Here is a 20,188-nt window from a genome sequence, read left to right on the forward strand (position 1 = left end):
ACTATAACGGTTGGGTGGGGGAAGGCAAGCGGGCCCGGGCGATCAGGCGGAGTGCATTGTCGGGTTCTGCCGCCGCCCGGCGGGGCGGTGCCAGACGGCGCGGTCACGGCCGCCGCGCTTGGCCTGCTCCAGTGCCGCGTCGGCGCGGAGCAGCAGCGAGTCGAAGCGGTCACCGATTGATGCGCCTGTGACACCAGCGCTGACCGTGACCCGGATCATCTCGCCATAGCGGCCCGGGGTTTCGAGGCCGTAGAGGCCGGTGCGGACGCGCTCGGCGACGTTCATCGCCTCGGCCTGACTGTCCGCGCGGACGAATGCGGCAAACTCTGCGCCGCCGATCCGCCCGCAAAGATCGCCTTCGCGCAGCAATGCGGCGATGCCGTTGGCGATGTTGATCAGCGCGCGGTCGCCGGTTTCCTCGCCATGGACCTCATTGATCCGCTTCAGGTGATCGACGTCGAAGGCGAGCAGATAATGGCCCTCTCCGCCCAGCACCGCGAGCCGGGCATCGATCTCGCTCGCCAGATGGCGGCGGCTGGGGATGCCAGTCAGCGGGTCGCGCGTCGCGATCAGCTTGAGCTCGAGGTTGGCGCGCCGTAGCGCCTTGGTCCGATCGGAGACCTTGCGTTCGAGTTCGCTCTGCGCCGATCCCAGCCGTTCGGCCATGATGTCGAAATCATGCGTCAGCTGGGCCACTTCGTCGCGGGTCGCGACGCGGTCGACATCGACGAAACGCGCGCTGGGAACGCGGTTGGTGAGTGCTCGGGTGCGCTCGATCAGGCGGGCGAGCGGTGCGCCCACCCGGCGGCGGAGCAACAGGGCGATGGCCAGCGCCTGAAGGATGAGGCAAATCGCGGCGGTCAGCGCGATGCGCAGGATCAGGCGGTTCGATTCCGCCTGCATTACCGCGGCGTCCTGAACGACCAGCGCGTACCAGCCCGGCGTTTCGATCCGGCGCATCGCGACAAAGCTGCCCAGTGCCTCGGATTCCCCGAGGAAGTTGCCGTCGCGATGCTGCTGCACAAACGACCACAGCGCCGCCAGCTGCGGGTCGCGCGTGGCGGTAAGGTCGAGCATCGATTCGGGGCCGGATTTCTTCTGATGGGTATAGTCGGGATGGTGGATCAGCCGCCCCTCACGCGAGATCAGGATGACGCCGGTGCCGGGCACATCATCAAATTCGTTCGCCGGGATCAGGCTGTCGAGCAGCACGCTGGTGCCCCAGCTGCCGACATGCCGCCCGCCAAGGTCGATCGGGGTCATGCAGCCGGTGGTCCAGGTGCCGCCGGTGCGGTCATACATGATGTGACGCAGCGCGGTGCAGCGCATCGCGCGCGCGGGATTGGCCGCACGGGTCGTGACCGTCGCAAATTCCTGGCGCTGGAAATCCAGCGTGCTCGGCGCGTCCTTGCGGTAGAAGCGCAGCTGATCGGCACGATCGGCGGCAAACATCACCAGCGCATTGTCGGGGGTGAAGTAGTACAGGCTTTCCAGCTCCGGCCGGACGCCTTCGCCCAATTGGCTTACGACGCCGGTCGCGGCGAGCAGCCGACGCCGCGCTGCTGGATCGGGCTCGCGCGGGATGAAGGCGCCGACTCCGCGAACATAGCCAAACACCGTGTTTCCGCCGCTGAACAACGCATCGGCACTGCGTCGGCCACCGCGCGGATCGGCTGGAAACAGCGTGTCGAACACCGCCGCATTGTCGAGCGCGGGGTTTCCGGCAAGCTCGGCCCGCAGCAATTCGCTCGCCCGGGCATGGGTCGATCGGATGCGGGCGAACCTCGCTTCCTGTTGCTGCGCGAGCTGGCGCGCATAATGATCGAGCGTCGCCAGCCCGCTTTCACGCGACCGGCGGCTGCTGTCGTCGTAGGATACGACGCCCGATATGATGAAGATCAGCCCGATCAGGGCGGACAGCGTGATCGCCGTCCGCGTCGCAATCGACATATCCCGAAGGAGTGCAGGAAAGCGTGCGCGCATCGTCCCGTGCTAAGGGAGACGGGTTAAGCCGCAGCTAATGCGGGGCGCGCTGCACCCCGCATCATCGTCGAAATGATGGTCTCAGACGTGGATCGGCTTGCCGGTCACCGCCATCGCCGCTTCCTTGATCGCCTCGCTGTGCGTGGGATGGGCATGGCAGGTGTAGGCGATGTCCTCGCTGGTCGCGCCGAATTCCATCGCCTGCGTCGCTTGGGCGATCATCGTGCCGGCAAGGCTGGTGATGATCCACACGCCGAGCACGCGATCGGTCTTGGCGTCGGCGATGACCTTCACGAAACCGTCGGGCTCGTGGTTGGTCTTGGCGCGGCTGTTGCCGGCCATCGGGAACTTGCCGACCTTGATGTCACCGCCCGATTCTTTGGCCTTTTCCTTGGCCGCTTCTTCGGTCAGGCCGATGCCGGCGATTTCGGGCATGGTGTAGACGACCGACGGGATCAGGTCGTGATTCACGATGCCGGTCAGGCCAGCGATATTCTCCGCGACCGCGATCCCCTCATCCTCGGCCTTGTGCGCGAGCATCGGGCCGGGGACGACGTCGCCGATCGCCCAGATGCCGTCGACTGCGGTCTCGAACTCGTGGCCGATCTCGATCTGGCCGCGCGCGTTGACGGTCAGGCCGGCGGCTTCGAGGTTGAGGCCGCTCGTGTTCGGGCGGCGGCCGATCGCGACGAGGACATTGTCCGCCTCGATCGTTTCCGCCGCGCCACCCTTGGCGGGTTCGATGGTGATGGTGGCCTTGTCGCCATTGACGGCGACGCCAGTGACCTTGGTCCCGGTCTTGAACTCGATGCCCTGCTTCTTGAACAGCTTCTGCGCTTCCTTGCGCACGTCGCCGTCAAAGCCGGGGAGGATCTGGTCGAGATATTCGACCACGGTCACCTTTGCGCCGACGCGGCGCCACACGCTGCCCAGCTCCAGGCCGATCACGCCACCGCCGATGACGACGAGATGCTCGGGCACCTTGGGCAGTTCGAGCGCGCCGGTCGAGTCGATGACGATCTTCTGGTCGACCTCGACGCCGGGCAGCGGGGTGACGCTGGAGCCGGTGGCGATGACGATGTTCTTCGCGCGGACGGTGCGGTCGCCGACCTGGACTGAGTCCTTGCCGGTGAAGGACGCATAGCCCTTGAGCCATTCGACCTTGTTCTTCTTGAACAGATATTCGATGCCGCCGGTCAGGCCCTTGACCGCGTCGAGCCGCTGCGCGTGCATCGCGTCGAGATCGAGCTCGACGCTGCCGAGCTTGACGCCGAGCTTGGCGAGCGCGCCGCTGGCGGCTTCGTTGTACAGCTCGGACGCGTGCAGCAGCGCCTTGGACGGGATGCACCCGACATTGAGGCAGGTGCCGCCCAGCGTCTCACGCCCCTCGGCGCAGGCCACTTTCAGGCCCAGCTGTGCCGCGCGGATTGCCGCGACATAACCGCCGGGCCCGGCACCGATCACGAGGACGTCGAAGTCGTATTCAGCCATTTTCTACTCCGTTCGCCGTGTCTCGGCGTTTGTCCGGCCTCATGCACCGGAGCAATATGAGCCGCTGCGCTCCCATCGGCCGCCAGCATCAAGGCAAGCGTCGATGAGATTCTCCTTCTGTAGCAGCCATCCACCGGCCAACCCAACCAACAGGGTCGCGACAGTGATGGCCACGTACAGAACGCGCCGCACGGCTTAGTATCTCACCAACTTACAGGTCGATCAGCAGGCGGGTCGGGTCTTCGATCGCGTTCTTGAGCGCGGCGAGGAACGTCACGGCCTCACGCCCGTCGATCAGGCGGTGGTCATACGACAGCGCGAGATACATCATCGGGCGGATGACGATCTGGCCGTCGCGGACGACCGGGCGGTCCTCGATGCGGTGGAGGCCGAGCACGGCGCTCTGCGGCGGGTTGATGATCGGGGTCGACATCAGCGATCCGAACACGCCGCCGTTGGAGATGGTGAAGGTGCCGCCCTTCATCTCTTCCATCTTGAGCGTGCCGTCCTTGGCGCGCTTGCCGAAGTCGCCGATGGTCTTTTCGACCTGCGCGACGCTCATCTGGTCGGCGTCGCGGATGACGGGGACGACCAGGCCCTGCGGTGCGCTGACCGCGACCGAGATGTCGGCATAGTCGTGATAGACGATCTCATCGCCGTCGATCTGGCCGTTGACGGCGGGGATGTCCTTAAGCGCCATGCACGCGGCCTTCACGAAGAAGCCCATGAAGCCGAGGCGGACGCCGTGCTTCTTTTCGAACAGGTCCTTGTACTTGGTGCGCGCTTCGATGACGGCGGTCATGTCGACGTCGTTGAAGGTGGTCAGCAGCGCGGCGGTGTTCTGCGCGTCCTTGAGGCGGCGGGCGACGGTCTGACGCAGGCGGGTCATCCGCACGCGCTCTTCCTTGCGGCCGCCGGTCGATGCGGCCGGGGCAGTGGTCGGAGCCGGTGCAGGAGCCGCAGCGGGCGCGGTTGCTGGCTTGGACGACGCGGCGGCGACCACATCTTCCTTGGTGATGCGGCCATCGCGGCCGGTGCCGGTGATCGTCGCGGGATCGACGCCATGCTCCAGCACCGCGCGGCGCACGGCAGGCGACAACGCGGCTGCGGCTTCGCCAGCGGGCTCGGCGGCGGGGGCGGCAGGAGCCTGCTGCGCGGCAGCAGCGGGCGCTTCGGCCTTGGCGGCGGGGGCAGGGGCGGCGGCGGCGCCATCGCCAGCCTCGATCGTGCCGATCAGCGCGCCGACATTGACGGTATCGCCGACGGCGACCGCGTGTGCGCCCATCACGCCTGCGACGGGCGCGGGGACTTCGACCGAGACCTTGTCGGTCTCAAGGCTGGCGATCGGTTCGTCGGCGGAAACCGCCTCGCCCGGCTGCTTGAGCCATTCGCCCAGTGTCGCTTCAGTGATCGATTCGCCCAGCACGGGGACGAGGATTTCGGTGGCCATCTCGCTGTGTCCTTCCTGGGGAATTCTTACGCGCCGGGCTTGCCGGCGGTCTTGGAGTCTTCGGTCGTGCGTGCGCGGCGGATTTCCTCGCGCACATTATGGCCGAGCGCGTCGGCAACGAGCGCGCCCTGTTCGGCCTGGTGACGCTTCATCAGGCCGGTGGCGGGCGATGCCGCCGGGGCGCGACCGGCATAGCGCGGACGCTGCGGCTTGATCCCCGCTTCGACCATGCATGCCTCGATATAGGGCTCAACGAAGAACCAGTAGCCATTGTTGCGTGGTTCTTCCTGCGCCCACACCACTTCCTCGACATTCGGCATGCGCGCGAGGCGCGCAACCAACGGTTCGCCGGGGAAGGGGTAGAGCTGTTCGATGCGGATGATCGCGGTGTTCTTGTCCCCAGCCGCATCGCGTGCCTCGATCAGGTCATAGGCGACCTTGCCGGTGCACAGCACGACGCGCTTTACGTCGCGATCCGCCGGCGCCGAGGGATCCGAAAGGATGCGCATGAAGTGCGTATCGCCCTGGAACTGGTCGGCGGTCGATACTGCCATCTTGTGGCGCAGCAGCGACTTGGGGGTCATCACCACCAGCGGCTTGCGGAAGCTGCGGTGCATCTGCCGGCGCAGCAGGTGGAAATAGTTCGCCGGCGTGGTGACGTTCGCGACCTGCATATTGTCGCCCGCGCACAGCTGAAGGAAGCGCTCGGGACGCGCCGAGCTATGCTCGGGGCCCTGACCTTCATACCCGTGCGGGAGCAGCATGACGAGACCGTTGGCGCGCAGCCATTTGGACTCGCCCGACGCGATGAACTGGTCGATCATGATCTGCGCGCCGTTGACGAAGTCGCCGAACTGCGCCTCCCACAGCACCAGGCTCTTCGGGTCGGCGAGCGCATAGCCGTACTCGAAACCGAGCACGCCATATTCGGAGAGCGGGCTGTCCAGCACCTCGAACCGACCGTGCGGGATTTCGTTGAGCGGCACGTATTTGCGCTCGTCGGTCTGGTCGACCCAGACGGCATGACGCTGGCTGAACGTGCCGCGGCCCGAATCCTGACCCGAGAGGCGGACGCCATAGCCTTCCGACAGCAGCGAGCCGAAGGCCAAAGCCTCGCCGGTCGCCCAGTCGAAATTCTCGCCCGACTTGAACATGTTCGCCTTGGCATCGAGCACGCGCAGCAGCGTCTTGTGCGGGGTCAGCCCGTCGGGAACGCTGGTCAGCGTGCGACCGAGACTGTCGAACAGCTTCTTGTCGATGCCGGTTTCGACATTGCGACGCGCACTTTCGGTTTCCACCGGCGCGCTGAGCCCCGACCAGCGACCGCCGAACCAGTCGGCCTTGTTCGCCTTGTAGGTCGCGCCCGCGCTAAACTCGTCTTCGAGATGCGCGGTGAAGTCGGCGATGTGCTTGGCCGCAAAGCCGCCATCGATCACGCCCTCGCCCTCAAGCCGCTTGGCATAGAGGTCGGCGACGCCGGGATGGCCCTTGATCTTGGCGTACATCAGCGGCTGGGTGAACGAGGGCTCATCGCCTTCGTTGTGGCCGAAGCGGCGATAGCACCACATGTCGATGACGACGTCGCGCTTGAACTTCTGGCGATATTCGATCGCCATCTTGCACGCGAAGGTCACCGCTTCGGGATCGTCGCCGTTGACGTGGAAGATCGGCGCCATCACGCCCTTTGCCACGTCCGAGGGATAGGGCGAGGAGCGCGCGAATTGCGGGCTGGTGGTGAAGCCGATCTGGTTGTTGATGATGAAGTGGATGCAGCCACCGGTATTGTAGCCGCGGATGCCCGAGAAGCCGAGGCACTCCCACACGATCCCCTGACCCGCGAAGGCCGCGTCGCCGTGCAGCAGCACAGGCAGCACCTGCTCGTGGTTCTCAAGGTCGTTGCGGTTGGTCTGCTGCGCGCGGACCTTGCCGAGCACGACCGGGTCGACCGCCTCAAGGTGGCTGGGGTTGGCGACCAGCGACATATGCACGCTGATCCCGTCGAACTCGCGGTCGGTGCTGGTGCCGAGGTGGTACTTCACGTCGCCCGACCCGCCAATGTCGTCGGGGTTGGCCGAGCCGCCGGCAAATTCGTGGAAGATCACGCGATAGGGCTTGGCCATCACGTTGGCGAGCATGTTGAGGCGGCCGCGATGCGCCATGCCGTACACGATCTCGCGCACGCCATATTGGCCGCCATATTTGATGATCGCTTCCATCGCGGGGATCATCGATTCACCGCCATCGAGGCCGAAGCGCTTGGTCCCGACATACTTCTTGCCGAGGAATTTCTCCCACTGCTCGGCTTCGATCACCTTGGACAGGATCGCCTTCTTGCCATTGGGCGAGAATTCGATCGCCTTGTCCTGGCCCTCGAGCCGCTCCTGCAGGAAGCGGCGCTCCTCGACATCGGCGATGTGCATGTATTCGAGGCCGACATTGCCGCAATAATTGCGGCGCAGGATCGCGATCAGCTCGCGGATCGTCGCCTTTTCGAGGCCCAGCGTGCCGCCCAGGAAGATCGGACGGTCCATGTCGGCTTCGATAAAACCGTGATATTCCGGCGTCAGATCGGCCGGCAGCTCCTGCTTGGCGAGGCCGAGCGGGTCGAGATTGGCGGCGAGATGGCCGCGCACGCGATAGGTGCGGATCAGCAGCATCGCGCGGATCGAATCATTCGCCGCACGGGCGATGTCGGCGCTCGATGCGGCGGGGGCAGGAGCAGCTGCGGGGGCGGGCGCGCCGCCGCGCGCGGGCTTGGGCGCTGGCTCCATCTGGGTCGGGTCGAGCGCTGCGGTCAGCGCGTCGGTGTCCTTGAGCGGCCAGCGCGGATTGGCCCAGCTCGGGCCGCTCGCGGTGCTTTCCAGCCCTTCGAACCACACGCGCCAGCCGGCTTCCACCGCCGACGGATCGGCCTTGAACTTCGCGTACATCGTCTCGACGAAGGCGGGGCTCACGCCACCAGCGATCTCCGCGAAATCCAACCCATCAACGCCCATCATCAAATTCCTTCTACCCCCGGGGAATGGCCGGGCCGCGCGCCGCGCGCACCCGGCCGGGAGTGGTGTGTCAGCCCTTCAGCGCTTCAAGCAGCGTTTCGCCGAGCAGGCTGGGCGACTGCGACACGCGGATGCCCGCTGCCTCCATCGCCGCGATCTTGCTCTCGGCATCGCCCTTGCCGCCCGACACGATCGCGCCGGCATGGCCCATGCGACGGCCCGGAGGGGCGGTGCGGCCCGCGATGAAGCCGGCCATCGGCTTTTTGCGGCCGCGCTTGGCCTCGTCGATCAGGAACTGCGCGGCCTGCTCCTCGGCGTCGCCGCCGATTTCGCCGATCATGATGATGCTCTCGGTCGCGTCGTCGGCCAGGAACAGCTCGAGCACGTCGATGAAGTTGGTGCCGTTGACCGGATCGCCGCCGATGCCGACAGCGGTGGTCTGACCAAGACCCGCATTGGTCGTCTGGAACACCGCCTCATAGGTCAGCGTGCCCGAGCGCGAGACGACGCCGACGCTGCCCTTCGAGAAGATGTTGCCGGGCATGATGCCGATCTTGCACTCGCCCGGCGTCAGCAGGCCGGGGCAGTTCGGGCCGATCAGGCGCGACTTGCTGCCCGACAGCGAGCGCTTCACCTTGACCATGTCGAGCACCGGAATGCCTTCGGTGATGCACACGATCAGCGGGATTTCGGCGTCGATCGCCTCAAGGATCGAGTCCGCAGCGAAGGGCGGCGGAACGTAGATCACCGACGCGTCGGCGCCGGTCTTGCTCTTGGCTTCGGCAACCGTGTCGAACACCGGCAGGCCGATATGCGTGGTGCCGCCCTTGCCCGGGGTCACGCCGCCGACCATCTGGGTGCCGTATGCCAGCGCCTGCTGGGTGTGGAAGGTGCCGGTCTCACCGGTCATACCCTGCGTGATGACCTTGGTATTCCGGTCGATGAGAATGGACATTCAGAACCCTCCGATAGATTGCGAGACCAGGACCAGGCCCTGGATGCCGTAAGATGTGCCGAGCGGATGACCGCGCGGGACATAGGTAATTTCAAGTGCGACGCCAGTCTGCCACGGTTCCCACAGACGCTTGGTAGCGGTGCCGTTGGCCTGAACGCCGGTCGGTGCCTTGCCGACCCAGCCGTCGATCGCTTCGCGCGGCGGTGCAGCGGGCGCGTCGAGGTCATAGGCGCGGCAGCCATCGCCCCAATAGCCTTCCTTGGCGACGAAGCGACTGGTGACGAGCCAGACGGTGCGGCCGTCAAAGCTGTGGCGGAAGATCTGGCCGGCATAGGTGTCGTCGGGCTCCTCGGCCTGCACGGCCTTGCGCCCCATTGCCGTGATGCGGGCGATGCGCGGGTCGGCGTCGGCTTCCGCAACTTCGGTCCAGCCCGCAGCCTTGGCGGCGGGGGCGATCTTGTCGAACGCGGAGTTGCCGTCCGCGCCCTTCAGATCGAAGCACGCCGCCTTGAACGCCGCAAACAGCGGCGATGGCGCAGGGGCGGGTGCCGCCTGCGCCAAGCCGAATGCTGCGATGAGGGCGGCTGCCGACATCAGGCGAGCGAGCTGTCGATGCCCTTGCAGGCGACGAGCAGTTCCTTGACCGCATCGACCGAGACCTGAAGATTGGCCTTGGCCTCATCGTTCAGGTCGATCTCGATCACCTGCTCGACGCCATTCGCGCCGATGATCACGGGCACGCCGACATAGAGGTCATCGACGCCGTACTGGCCGGTCAGGTGCGCGGCGCAGGGGAGCAGGCGCTTCTGGTCGTACAGATAGGCTTCCGCCATCGCGATGCCGCTGGTGGCGGGGGCGTAGAAGGCCGAACCGGTCTTGAGCAGGCCGACGATCTCGCCGCCGCCCGAACGGGTGCGCTGAACGATTGCGTCGATCCGCTCCTTGGTCGAGCGGCCCATCTTGATCAGGTCGGGGATCGGGATGCCCGCGACGGTCGAATATTCGACCACCGGGACCATCGTGTCGCCATGGCCTCCGAGCACGAAGCTGGTGACTTCCTTGACCGACACCTTGAACTCGTCGGCGAGGAAGTGGCTGAAGCGTGCGCTGTCGAGCACGCCGGCCATGCCGACGACCTTGCTGTGCGGCAGGCCGGAGAATTCGCGCAGCGCCCACACCATCGCGTCGAGCGGGTTGGTGATGCAGATGACGAAGGCGTCAGGCGCGTTGGCGGCGATGCCTTCACCCACGGCCTTCATGACCTTGAGGTTGATGCCGAGCAGGTCGTCGCGGCTCATGCCCGGCTTGCGGGCGACGCCGGCGGTGACGATGATGACGTCCGCGCCTGCAATGTCGGCATAGTCGTTGGTGCCGGTGATCGTCGCGTCAAAGCCCTCGACCGGGCCGCACTGCGACAGATCCAGTGCCTTGCCCTGCGGAACGCCCTCGACCACGTCGAACAGGACGATGTCGCCGAGACCCTTCAGGGCGGCGAGGTGGGCAAGCGTGCCGCCGATATTGCCGGCGCCGATAAGGGCGATTTTCTTGCGGGCCAAATGAGCCTCCCTGAACATGCGTTGGGCGGCCGGTCCTACTATTGGCCGCAGGGACGGGGGCGCCTTAGGCGCATTATAGAGGCTGGGCAACCGACGAATTGCCCGCCGTCAAGAAATCTTTGCATCTGCGAATTAGTTGCAATAGACGGCGTTCAGGGTGTGCCAGTCAACCGCGCCGCCACTGCCTCCGCCACCTTGATGCCATCGATCGCGGCGGAGAGGATGCCGCCGGCATAGCCTGCGCCTTCGCCAGCGGGGAACAGGCCGGGGGTGTTCAGGCTCTGCAGGTCGCCGTTGCGGGTGATGCGGATCGGGCTGGAGGTGCGCGTTTCGACCCCGGTCATGATCGCGTCCGGGTGATCGTAATTGGCGATGCGGCGGCCGAAGATCGGCAGCGCCTCGCGAAACGCTTCGATCGCGAACGATGGCAGGCAGTCGGACAGGTCGGTCGGGGTCACGCCGGGCTTGTAGCTCGGCACCACTTCGCCGATCGCGGTCGAGGCGCGGCCGGCGACGAGGTCGCCGACGCGCTGGACCGGCGCGTTGTAGTTGGAGCCGCCAGCGATGTACGCCAGATCCTCGAAGTGGCGCTGGAGCGCGAGGCCGGCGAGCGGACCGTCGGGATAGTCGCGCGCGGGGTCGATCGCGACGACCAGGCCGGAATTGGCGTTGAATTCGGCGCGCGAATATTGGCTCATGCCGTTGGTGACGACGCGCCCCTCTTCGCTGGTCGCGGCGACGACCCGGCCGCCGGGACACATGCAGAAGCTGTAGACGCTGCGCCCGTTCGAGGCGTGATGCACCACCGAATAGGCGGCGGGGCCGAGATCGGGGTGCTTGGCGCAGTTGCCGAAGCGGGCGGTGTCGATCCACGCCTGGGGATGTTCGATCCGCACGCCGATCGCAAACGGCTTGGCCTCGACATGCACGCCGCGGCGGTGGAGCATCTCGAAGGTCGGACGCGCGCTGTGGCCGACCGCGAGCACGACCTGATCGGTTTCGATGAAGCCGCCGTCGTGCAAATGCAGGCCGCGAATGTTGCGGTTCGCGTCGAGTTCGATGTCGTCGACGCGCGTCTGCCAGCGATATTCGCCGCCCAGTTCCTCGATCGCCGCGCGCATGCTTTCGACCATGGTGACGAGGCGGAAGGTGCCGATATGCGGGTGCGCCTCCCAGAGAATGTCGTCGGGTGCGCCGGCCTTGACGAACTCCTCCAGCACCTTGCGGCCGAGGAAGCGGGGATCCTTGACCCGGCAATAGAGCTTGCCGTCGGAAAAGGTGCCCGCGCCGCCCTCTCCGAACTGGACATTGCTGTCGGGGTTGAGCTCGCTGCGCCGCCACAGACCCCAGGTGTCCTTGGTCCGCTGGCGCACCACCTTGCCGCGATCGAGGATGATCGGGCGGAATCCCATTTGTGCGAGGATCAGGCCCGCGAAGATGCCGCACGGACCCGCGCCGATGACGACCGGGCGCTTGCCGGACCAGCCGGGAGGGGCAGTGACCGGGGGGCGATAGCCCATGTCGGGGGTGGGGCGGACGTCCTTGTCGTCGGGGAAGCGGGCCAGCACCGCGGCCTCGTCGGCGAGGTCGAGGTCGAAAGTATAGACGAGCTGAATCGCGTTGCGGCGGCGCGCGTCGTTGCCGCGCTTGAACAGGGTCCAGCCGATCAGGTCGGCCCGTGCGATGCCGAGCCGGTCGCAGATCGCGGCGGGGATGGCTTCGGGTGCGTGGTTCAGCGGGAGGTTGAGGCCGGAGAGACGGAGCATGAGGGGGCTTTAGAGGGGAATGGTGCGGTTTCCAATTCCTCCCCTGCGGGGCAGGGGAGCAACGGCTTGCCCCTTGCCGACCCCTACCAACCCGTTAAACCTCTCATCCAAGGGAAGTGGGGGATTGCGAATGGCGAGCGTAGCGGACGAACCGGGGCAGGTGCGCGAGCCGAGCAAGGCCGAGATGCGGCAGGTGGTGACCGCGTCGTCGCTGGGCACCGTGTTCGAATGGTATGATTTCTTCATCTACGGCACGCTTGCCGCGTCGGGGATCATCGGGCGGACGTTCTTCGCGACCGGTAATCCGGTGCTGGAGGCGCTCTATGCCTGGGCGGGGTTTGCGGTCGGGTTCGGTTTCCGGCCGCTGGGTGCGGTGCTGTTCGGCTATCTGGGCGACAAGCTCGGGCGCAAATACACCTTCCTCGTCACCATCACGCTGATGGGCATCGCGACCGCGGGCGTGGGCCTCGTCCCGTCCTATGCCAGTATCGGCGTGGCCGCGCCGATGATCGTCATTGGCCTGCGCATCCTTCAGGGACTGGCGCTGGGCGGCGAATATGGTGGGGCGGCGATCTATGTTGCAGAGCATTCGCCGCCGGGCCGCGCCGGCTATCACACCAGTTTCATCCAGGCGAGCGTGTCGGCCGGGTTTATCCTGAGCCTGGCCGTCGTGCTGACGACGCGCTTTACGATGCCCGCTGGCAGTTTCGAGGAGTGGGGCTGGCGGCTGCCCTTCATCTTCTCGATCGCCTTGCTCGCAATCTCACTGTGGATGCGGGTCAAGCTCAACGAAAGCCCGGTGTTCAAGGCGATGAAGGCGTCGGGCGAGATTGCGCGCAATCCGCTCAAGGAGAGCTTTACCTATCCCGGCAACTGGCGGCGGTTGCTGGTCGCATTGTTCGGGATCGCGGCGGGGCTGACCGTGATCTGGTACACCGCGACCTTCTCGGTCCTGTCGTTCCTGCAGGGGCCGATGCGGGTCGAGCCGGTAGTGGCGCAGCTGCTCGCAGCTGGCGGCGCGGCGGCTGGGCTGTTCTGGTTCATCCTGTTCGGCAAGCTCTCCGACAAGATCGGCCGGAAAAAGCCGATCATCATCGGCTATGGCTTCACCCTGTTGCTGTTGTTCCCGCTGTTTTGGGCGATGGGGCATGCCGCCAATCCGGGGCTGGCCGAGGCGGCGAAGCGTTCGCCGGTGGTCGTGTCGGGACCCGACTGCGCCTATGATCCCTTTGCCGCGCAGCAATCGACGACGTGCGGCCAGCTGATGGATTATCTGTCGAAAAAGGGCATTCCCTATACCCAGGCAGTGACGCCATCGGCATCGGTGGCGATCGGCAGCATCCCGGTGGTGTCCAACACCTCGGTCGATATCGACAAGGCGCTGTCGGAGTCGGGCTATTCGCTCGAGCGGGTGACGCCGGGGACGGTCGATCTGGTCCTGATCCTGATCGCGATCGTCGCGCTGGCGGCATTGTCGGGGGCGACCTATGGCCCGGTCGCCGCGTTGCTGACCGAACTGTTCCCGCCGCGCATCCGCTACAGCTCGATGTCGATTCCCTATCATATCGGCACCGGCTATTTCGGCGGATTCCTGCCGCTGATCAGCCAATATATGGTGGCCAAGAGCGGCAATCCCTATTCGGGGCTGTGGTACACCTGGATTGTGGTTGCGATGGCGCTGGTGGTGACGTTGTTCTTCCTCAAGGAACGCGATCTGGTTCACGAGTGATTGCGGCGGCTTGCACTCCGGCTTAGTCGGGCGCGATGATCGCTTCTCCGCTCCGCCTGCGTCTCGACCGGGACGCGCTGGTCGCCAATTGGCGGACGCTCGCCGCGATGAGCGGGGCGGCGGCGTGTGGCGCGGCGGTGAAGGCCAATGGCTATGGGCTGGGTGCGCGCGAGGTGGTGCGGCATCTGGCGGGGGCGGGGTGCCGCGATTTCTTTGTCGCGACCTGGAGCGAGGCGCTGGCGCTGGCCGACGCCGGGGTTGCGGTGTCGGTGCTGCATGGCGTGCGCGACGCGGACATGGCCGTGGCGCTGGCGGCGTCCCATGCCCGTCCGGTGCTGAACAGCGTGCAGCAGGTGCGGCGCTGGCGTGAGGCCGGGGGCGGCGCGTGCGACGTGATGGTCGATACGGGGATGAACCGCCTGGGCATCGCGCCTGAGGATGTCGCGGCGGGGCTGCTCCATGGGCTGCAGGTCGAGACGCTGATGAGCCATCTGGCCAGCGCGGACGAAGATGTGCCGTTGAATGGTCGCCAGCGCGACGCCTTCGCGGCGTTGCGCGGTCGGACGGGGGCGCGGCGGATGAGCCTGGCCAATTCGGCGGGCATTGCGCTGGGCGCGGACTACGCGTTCGACCTGACCCGGCCGGGGATCGCGCTCTATGGCGCGGCACCGGCGCCTGTGTTCACGGGGCGTATGCGGCAGGTGGTGACGCCTGAGGCGCAGATTCTACAGCGGCGGCTGGTGCCGGCAGGCGAGGGCGTGGGTTATAACCTCACCTGGACCGCGCCTGCGGATACCGAGGTGGCGATCGTCAATCTGGGCTATGCGGACGGCTATTTGCGCTGTTTCTCGGGCAAGGGCACTGCGATGCTTGGCGACCGCGTGCTGCCGGTGATCGGGCGGGTGTCGATGGATCTGACCGCAGTAGATGTCAGTGCCGTGCCGGATCTGGGCGAGGGCGACTGGCTGGCACTGGCCTATGACCTGCCTGCGACTGCTGCGCTGTCGGGGCTGTCGCAATATGAGCTGCTGACCGGGCTAGGCGCGCGGTTCGACCGGCTTTGGGGATAAGCCCGATTTCGGTTCAGCGTTGCGAAAGGCGCTGGCGCGTACCATCTTGGGTAACAGAGGAGTGGAAAGCCATGCGTATTGCTTTTGCCGCCGCCGCCCTTGCCGCCCTGGCCCTGCCGGGCGCCGCAATGGCCGATGAGAAACCATACCCCAAGGGTGAGGCCGAACTCGCCAAGATGCTCGAGGGCCGGGTGGCCGGTAAGCCGGTGCGCTGTCTGTCGAGCTCGACGCTCGGCCAGAGCACGGTGATCAACAAGACCGCGATCGTCTATCGCAGTGGATCGAAGCTGTACGTCAACCGCCCCCGCGGCGGCGCGGACCAGTTGAGCGACGATGAGATTCTGGTCACCAAAATCTATGGCAGCCAGCTGTGTAACATCGACAAGATCGACCTGGTCGATCGCGGGTCGCGGATGTGGAGCGGGTTCGTCGTGCTGGGCGATTTCGTGCCATACACGAAGGTGAAGGACGCGCGCTGAACTCATCGAGCGCGGTTGAATAGCGGGTCGGCGGAGGGTTTCCGTCGGCCCTTTTTTTGATCTTTGGGCAAGAAAAAAGGGCCGCTCCGAAAGGAGCGGCCCTCATTCTTTCGACGTTCGTCAGGATTACATCCGGACGCGGAAACCGGCGTAGAGATACCGGCCAGTGACCGGCCAGATTCCGCTGCCAGCGCCAGTGCCGGTGGCACCCAGCGGCGGCAGTTCGTCCGTGACGTTGTCGACGCCAATGTAGAAGCGATACTTCTCGCCAACCTTATACCCGACCTGAAGGTCGTGGTAGAAGATCGCCGGGTACCACGGATCCGCAATCACGTCGCCGTTGGTCGGTGCACGGCCCTGGTGCGAGAACTGGGTCTCCCAGCCGAACACCGTCTGCTTGCCGACATAACGCAGGTCATAGCCGAAGTCCCACTTCGGGTAGTTCAGGTTTACGCTGAACTGGCCCTGCCATTCCGGATCGCCGAGCGTGCCGTTGATCCGGTCCGAACGTGCCGGATCCGTGATGTAGGTGAACTGCTCACGCTCCTTCAGCCAGCTGACGATCGCGCGGGTGCGGAGCGAGCCCTCACCGATGCGAGTCGTGTAGCTTGCGTCAACGTCGATGCCCGAGGTGGCGAGCTTTGCGAAGTTGAAGGGCGCCGCAGTGAAGCCTGCGGTGAGCGGCTGGTTGAACGGGTCGCCGGTCAGGTTGAAGTCGGGGAAACCGTCGAAACGGCGGCCGGCCTGTCCGGTGAACGTGCCGTTGACCAGCGGGTCGGTCGACGTACGACGGTTGACAACAGCGCAGAACGGGTTGTCGAGGCCGACGGGGTCGTCATAGCAGCGATTGATGATCGCCTGACCGGTCAAGCTGTTGATCGCCTGCTCAACCTCGATGTCGTAATAGTCGACCGTCAGCGTGAAGCCACGCAGGAAGGTCGGCTGGAACACGGCACCAACGGTGAAGCTGTAGCCGATTTCAGGCTTCAGGTTGATGTTGCCCGAGGTCGTACCCTGGATACCCGACGACGGTGCGTTCACCCACGGACGGGTCGAACCATCCGGCAGGGTGATCGTGGTCGGGATGCCGGCCGCAGCACAGTTGCGGGCGCGGTTCGGGTTCGAATTGATCGGGTTGCCCTGCGAGCAGGGGTCGACCAGATTGTTGGCGAACGTCGTGCCGGCAGTTGCGTAAACGTCGGTAAGGTCAGGTGCGCGCACCGACTTCGCGTAGCTTACCCGCAGGCGCAGATCACGCACAGGCGCCCAGACAGCGCCGACGTTATAGGCCCAAACCGGATCAGCCGAGTTGCTGTAATCCGAAACGCGGCCCGAACCCTCGATCGTCAGTTCATGGAAGAACGGCATGTCGCCAAGGATCGGGATCCGAAGCTCAGCGAAAGCTTCCTTCACGCTGATCGCAGGCGGATTGAACTCCGCGAAGCCGTTGAGGAAGGTCAGGCTGGCCTGCGTGACGTCATCATAGTCCGAAAAGGCGTCTTCACGACGATATTCGGCACCAAGCACCGCACCGATTGCGCCGCCGGGCAGTTCGAACAGACCGCTCGTGTCGCCGGAGATGTAGCCGACGAAATTGAGCTGCTCCGCCCACTGCTTGCGCCAAGACGTGTGCAGGACGTAGGCCAGACCGTCCGGCGTGGTCGACGGCGCGCCCTCACCGAACAGGTTCAGCGGACGGCACGCAGGGTCGTCATTGGTGGTGATCGAATCGGCATTGACGCGGCAGACGATCTGACCCGCCGAGTTGCGCACCGCATTTGCCGCACGGTTGAAGTTGGCGAGATTTACGTTGCCGCCAGTCTCATAATAGGTGTCGGTACGACCGAAGTTACCGGCGACTTCGTAGCGAAGGTTGCCAGTATCCGACAGGTCGCCACGGAAACCACCGACGATGCGGAACGTCTCGCGCTCATGATCCTCGGCGCGGGTGCCGATGTCGTTGTTGAAGCGGAACATCGTGAACGCGCCGGTGTCGAAGTTTGCCGTGCCCTGCGCATAGCCCTGGATCAGGCGGATCGAGTCACGTGCCTGAGCCGTCAGGAAGGGGTTGTCGAGGAAGAAGGTCGGCGACAGGTTCGAGTTGATGAAGGTCGGCTGCGTCGACGTCTGGTTATTGGTGATCTTGACGTACTTCGCCTCGATGAACGCGGTCAGCGCTGGCGAGAACTCGTAGCGCGCCAGGATGTTGGCCGAATAGCGCTCAAGGCCCGGAAGCAGCATCGCACCTTCAACGCCAGTGGCGCTCAGGCCGCCGAAGCGACCGCCGCCAATGCGACGCAGATCAAGCGTCGGATCGTCGCGGACGAGACGACCGTCGGTCGTGAACACATAGCCGTCAGACAGCAGGCCGCCGGTGCCGGGACCATTAACCGTTGCGCCGCGCTCACCCGTGCAGTTCATCGAAATGCGGCCGAGAACGGTCGGATCGGTCGAGGTCAGCGTCGGGCAGGTCGTCTGGACCATGCCGCCCAGCGAGATGATGCCGAAGCGGTTGCCCGGCGAATTGATGCCGAAGAAGGTCTGATCGGGAATGCCGTCGCCCATGCCGGTTTCGTCAGCGCTGAACTCCGACCCGAAATAGCCCGGAATGCCGCTGTACGCGCCGGTCAGATCGTCACGGTCGGTGAACAGCAAGGTTTCCGAACGCGCATATTCCGCAGCGACGGCGATGTTGCCGCGACCTTCTGCGAAGTTCTTGCCGAACACGACCGACAGGCGCTGCGATCCGCGATCGCCGCGATCGGAAACGCCGCCCTGGCCGGAGATGTCGAGGCCGTCAAAGTCCTGCTTCAGCACGAAGTTGACCACGCCGGCGACAGCGTCCGAACCGTAGATGGCCGAATTGCCGCCGGTCACCACGTCGACGCGCTCAAGCAGCGCGGTCGGGATGGTGTTGACGTCGACGGCATAGCTGCCCGGGGTCGAGGTGACGTGACGACGGCCATTGACGACGACGAGCGTACGCGCCGTGCCGAGACCGCGAAGGTCGAGCAGGTTGAGACCGGCGGTACCGATCGCGCGGGTCGAGTTCGCCTGGCTGAACGTCGAACGAAGCGTCGGCAGCTGGTTGAGCGCGTCACCCAGCGAGAGGTTGCCGGTGTCGAGCAGGTCCTCAACGTTCACGCTGGTCACGGGAACGACCGTGTCCACACCCGGACGTGCGATGCGCGAGCCCGTGACGACGACGACATCACTGCTGGCAGCAGTGGTGTCTTCGCTCTCGGGCGCGTCCTGCGCCATCGCGGTGTTCGGCAGGACGAGTGCGGCGCTCGCCAGCATCGTCGCCGACAAGAAGCGGCTGATTCTCATGTTTATCCCCTTCACCGGCTGAATGCCGGTTCGTTTCAGAGGAAACCGTGTTGTTCAGCTTAGGGCAAGCAAAAGCGACCGGGGAAAGGTGAATTCAGCGTCATGCTGTTGCAACATTGCCACAATTTTGCAGTGCAACAACGGCGTCGCGACATAAAATATCACGACGCCGCGCTGGCCTTGTTCGAATCAAACTCTGCGGAATCAGCCATTCCGCTCGATACACATCGCGATCCCCATCCCGCCGCCGATGCACAGCGTCGCGAGTCCCTTTTTTGCGTCGCGGCGTGCCATTTCGTAGATCAGGGTCGTGAGCACACGCGCGCCGCTTGCGCCGATCGGGTGGCCGATCGCGATCGCGCCGCCATTGACGTTGACCTTGGCCGGATCGAAGCCGAGTTCCTTGCCGACGCACAAAGCCTGCGCCGCGAACGCCTCATTCGCCTCGATCAGATCGAGGTCGGCGACGGTCCAACCGGCTTTTTCAAGTGCCTTTTTCGACGCCGGGACCGGGCCGATGCCCATCACCGACGGATCGACGCCGGCGGTGGCCCAGCTCTTGATCGTGGCGAGGATCGGTGCGCCGCGCTTTTCGGCCTCTTCGCGGCTCATCACCACCAGCGCGGCCGCGCCGTCGTTGAGGCCCGATGCGTTGGCGGCGGTGACGGTGCCGTCCTTCTTGAACGCCGGGCGCAGGCCCGAAATGCCGTCCAGCGTGGCGCCGGCGCGGATATATTCGTCCTGATCGACGATCGTGTCGCCCTTGCGGCCCTTGATCGTCACCGGCGCGATTTCGTCCTTGAAGCGGCCCTCGGCGCGCGCGGCTTCGGCGAGGTTCTGCGAGCGGACGGCGAATTCATCCTGCTCGGCGCGGCCGACCTGATATTGCTCGGCGAGATTTTCCGCGGTGATCCCCATGTGATAGCCGTTGAAGACGTCGGTCAGGCCGTCCTTGATCATCGTATCGACCAGCGCGACGTCACCCATCTTCGCACCCGCACGCAGCGTCTGGGCGTGCGCGGCGAGCGACATCGATTCCTGCCCGCCCGCGACGACGATGGTCGCATCGCCGGTCTGCACCGCCTGTGCCGCGAGCGCGACCGCGCGCAGGCCCGATCCGCAGACCTGGTTGAGGCCCCATGCCGGCACTTCCTTGGGGACGCCGGCGGCCATCGATGCCTGACGCGCGGGGTTCTGGCCCTGTGCGGCGGTGAGCACCTGACCCAGGATCACCTCCGACACCTCTTCGCCCTTGACGCCAGCCTGGGCCAGCGCCGCTTCGATCGCGATGCGGCCGAGTTCATGCGCGGGGGTGGCGGCGAACGCGCCGAGGAAGCTGCCGACGGGGGTGCGCTTGGCGGCGGTGATCACGACTTCGGTCAT

The 20,188-nt window shown here is 65.5% G+C and carries 13 protein-coding genes; 3 read left to right on the top strand and 10 right to left on the bottom strand.

The genetic code is table 11. The features are described from left to right. Positions 1-42: 42 nt before the first annotated feature. From K9B35_RS18815 to K9B35_RS18850, 8 genes are all read right to left on the bottom strand, one after another. Complete coding sequence (locus K9B35_RS18815) at positions 43-1,950, bottom strand: diguanylate cyclase domain-containing protein (RefSeq protein WP_224923541.1); 1,908 nt, start codon at positions 1,948-1,950, stop codon at positions 43-45. 114 nt (positions 1,951-2,064) lie between these two features. Further along, the gene (gene lpdA, locus K9B35_RS18820; protein WP_224923542.1) at positions 2,065-3,474 is read right to left on the bottom strand and encodes a dihydrolipoyl dehydrogenase; all 1,410 of its coding nucleotides are present in this window, start codon (positions 3,472-3,474) and stop codon (positions 2,065-2,067) included. A 211-nt stretch (positions 3,475-3,685) separates the two neighbouring features. Next, on the bottom strand, positions 3,686-4,924 hold the full coding sequence (odhB, locus tag K9B35_RS18825; RefSeq protein ID WP_224923543.1) for a 2-oxoglutarate dehydrogenase complex dihydrolipoyllysine-residue succinyltransferase: 1,239 nt from the start codon (positions 4,922-4,924) through the stop codon (positions 3,686-3,688). Positions 4,925-4,950: 26 nt separating this feature from the next. Beyond that, on the bottom strand, positions 4,951-7,920 hold the full coding sequence (locus K9B35_RS18830; protein WP_224923544.1) for a 2-oxoglutarate dehydrogenase E1 component: 2,970 nt from the start codon (positions 7,918-7,920) through the stop codon (positions 4,951-4,953). Between the two features lie 70 nt (positions 7,921-7,990). After that, positions 7,991-8,875, bottom strand: a complete 885-nt coding sequence (gene sucD, locus K9B35_RS18835) for a succinate--CoA ligase subunit alpha (protein ID WP_066659385.1) — start codon at positions 8,873-8,875, stop codon at positions 7,991-7,993. Then, positions 8,876-9,469 (bottom strand): hypothetical protein, encoded by a 594-nt coding sequence (locus tag K9B35_RS18840; protein WP_224923545.1) that lies wholly within the window; start codon positions 9,467-9,469, stop codon positions 8,876-8,878. Further along, positions 9,469-10,431, bottom strand: a complete 963-nt coding sequence (gene mdh, locus K9B35_RS18845; RefSeq protein ID WP_224923546.1) for a malate dehydrogenase — start codon at positions 10,429-10,431, stop codon at positions 9,469-9,471. Before mdh ends, K9B35_RS18840 begins: the two co-directional genes overlap by 1 nt. Positions 10,432-10,583: 152 nt before the next feature. After that, complete coding sequence (locus tag K9B35_RS18850; RefSeq protein WP_224923547.1) at positions 10,584-12,197, bottom strand: NAD(P)/FAD-dependent oxidoreductase; 1,614 nt, start codon at positions 12,195-12,197, stop codon at positions 10,584-10,586. A gap of 130 nt (positions 12,198-12,327) precedes the next feature. On the opposite strand from K9B35_RS18850, the gene K9B35_RS18855 reads away from it, so the two are divergent. The 3 genes from K9B35_RS18855 (at position 12,328) to K9B35_RS18865 (ending at position 15,475) form a co-directional block, all read left to right on the top strand. Beyond that, complete coding sequence (locus tag K9B35_RS18855; RefSeq protein WP_224923548.1) at positions 12,328-13,926, top strand: MFS transporter; 1,599 nt, start codon at positions 12,328-12,330, stop codon at positions 13,924-13,926. A 35-nt stretch (positions 13,927-13,961) separates the two neighbouring features. Continuing rightward, on the top strand, positions 13,962-14,996 hold the full coding sequence (gene alr, locus K9B35_RS18860; protein WP_224923549.1) for an alanine racemase: 1,035 nt from the start codon (positions 13,962-13,964) through the stop codon (positions 14,994-14,996). 71 nt (positions 14,997-15,067) lie between these two features. Continuing rightward, positions 15,068-15,475: a hypothetical protein gene (locus tag K9B35_RS18865; RefSeq protein ID WP_224923550.1), complete on the top strand. Its 408-nt coding sequence runs from the start codon at positions 15,068-15,070 to the stop codon at positions 15,473-15,475. 126 nt (positions 15,476-15,601) lie between these two features. Here K9B35_RS18865 and K9B35_RS18870 read toward each other — a convergent pair whose 3' ends face one another. Continuing rightward, positions 15,602-18,805 carry a TonB-dependent receptor domain-containing protein gene (locus K9B35_RS18870; RefSeq protein WP_224923551.1) on the bottom strand — a complete coding sequence of 1,068 codons (3,204 nt, stop codon included), beginning with the start codon at positions 18,803-18,805 and terminating at the stop codon, positions 15,602-15,604. 204 nt (positions 18,806-19,009) lie between these two features. Next, on the bottom strand, positions 19,010-20,188 hold the full coding sequence (locus K9B35_RS18875; protein WP_224923552.1) for an acetyl-CoA C-acetyltransferase: 1,179 nt from the start codon (positions 20,186-20,188) through the stop codon (positions 19,010-19,012).

The sequence above is a fragment of the Sphingomonas sp. R647 genome (assembly GCF_020177055.1).
Lineage (GTDB): Bacteria > Pseudomonadota > Alphaproteobacteria > Sphingomonadales > Sphingomonadaceae > Sphingomonas.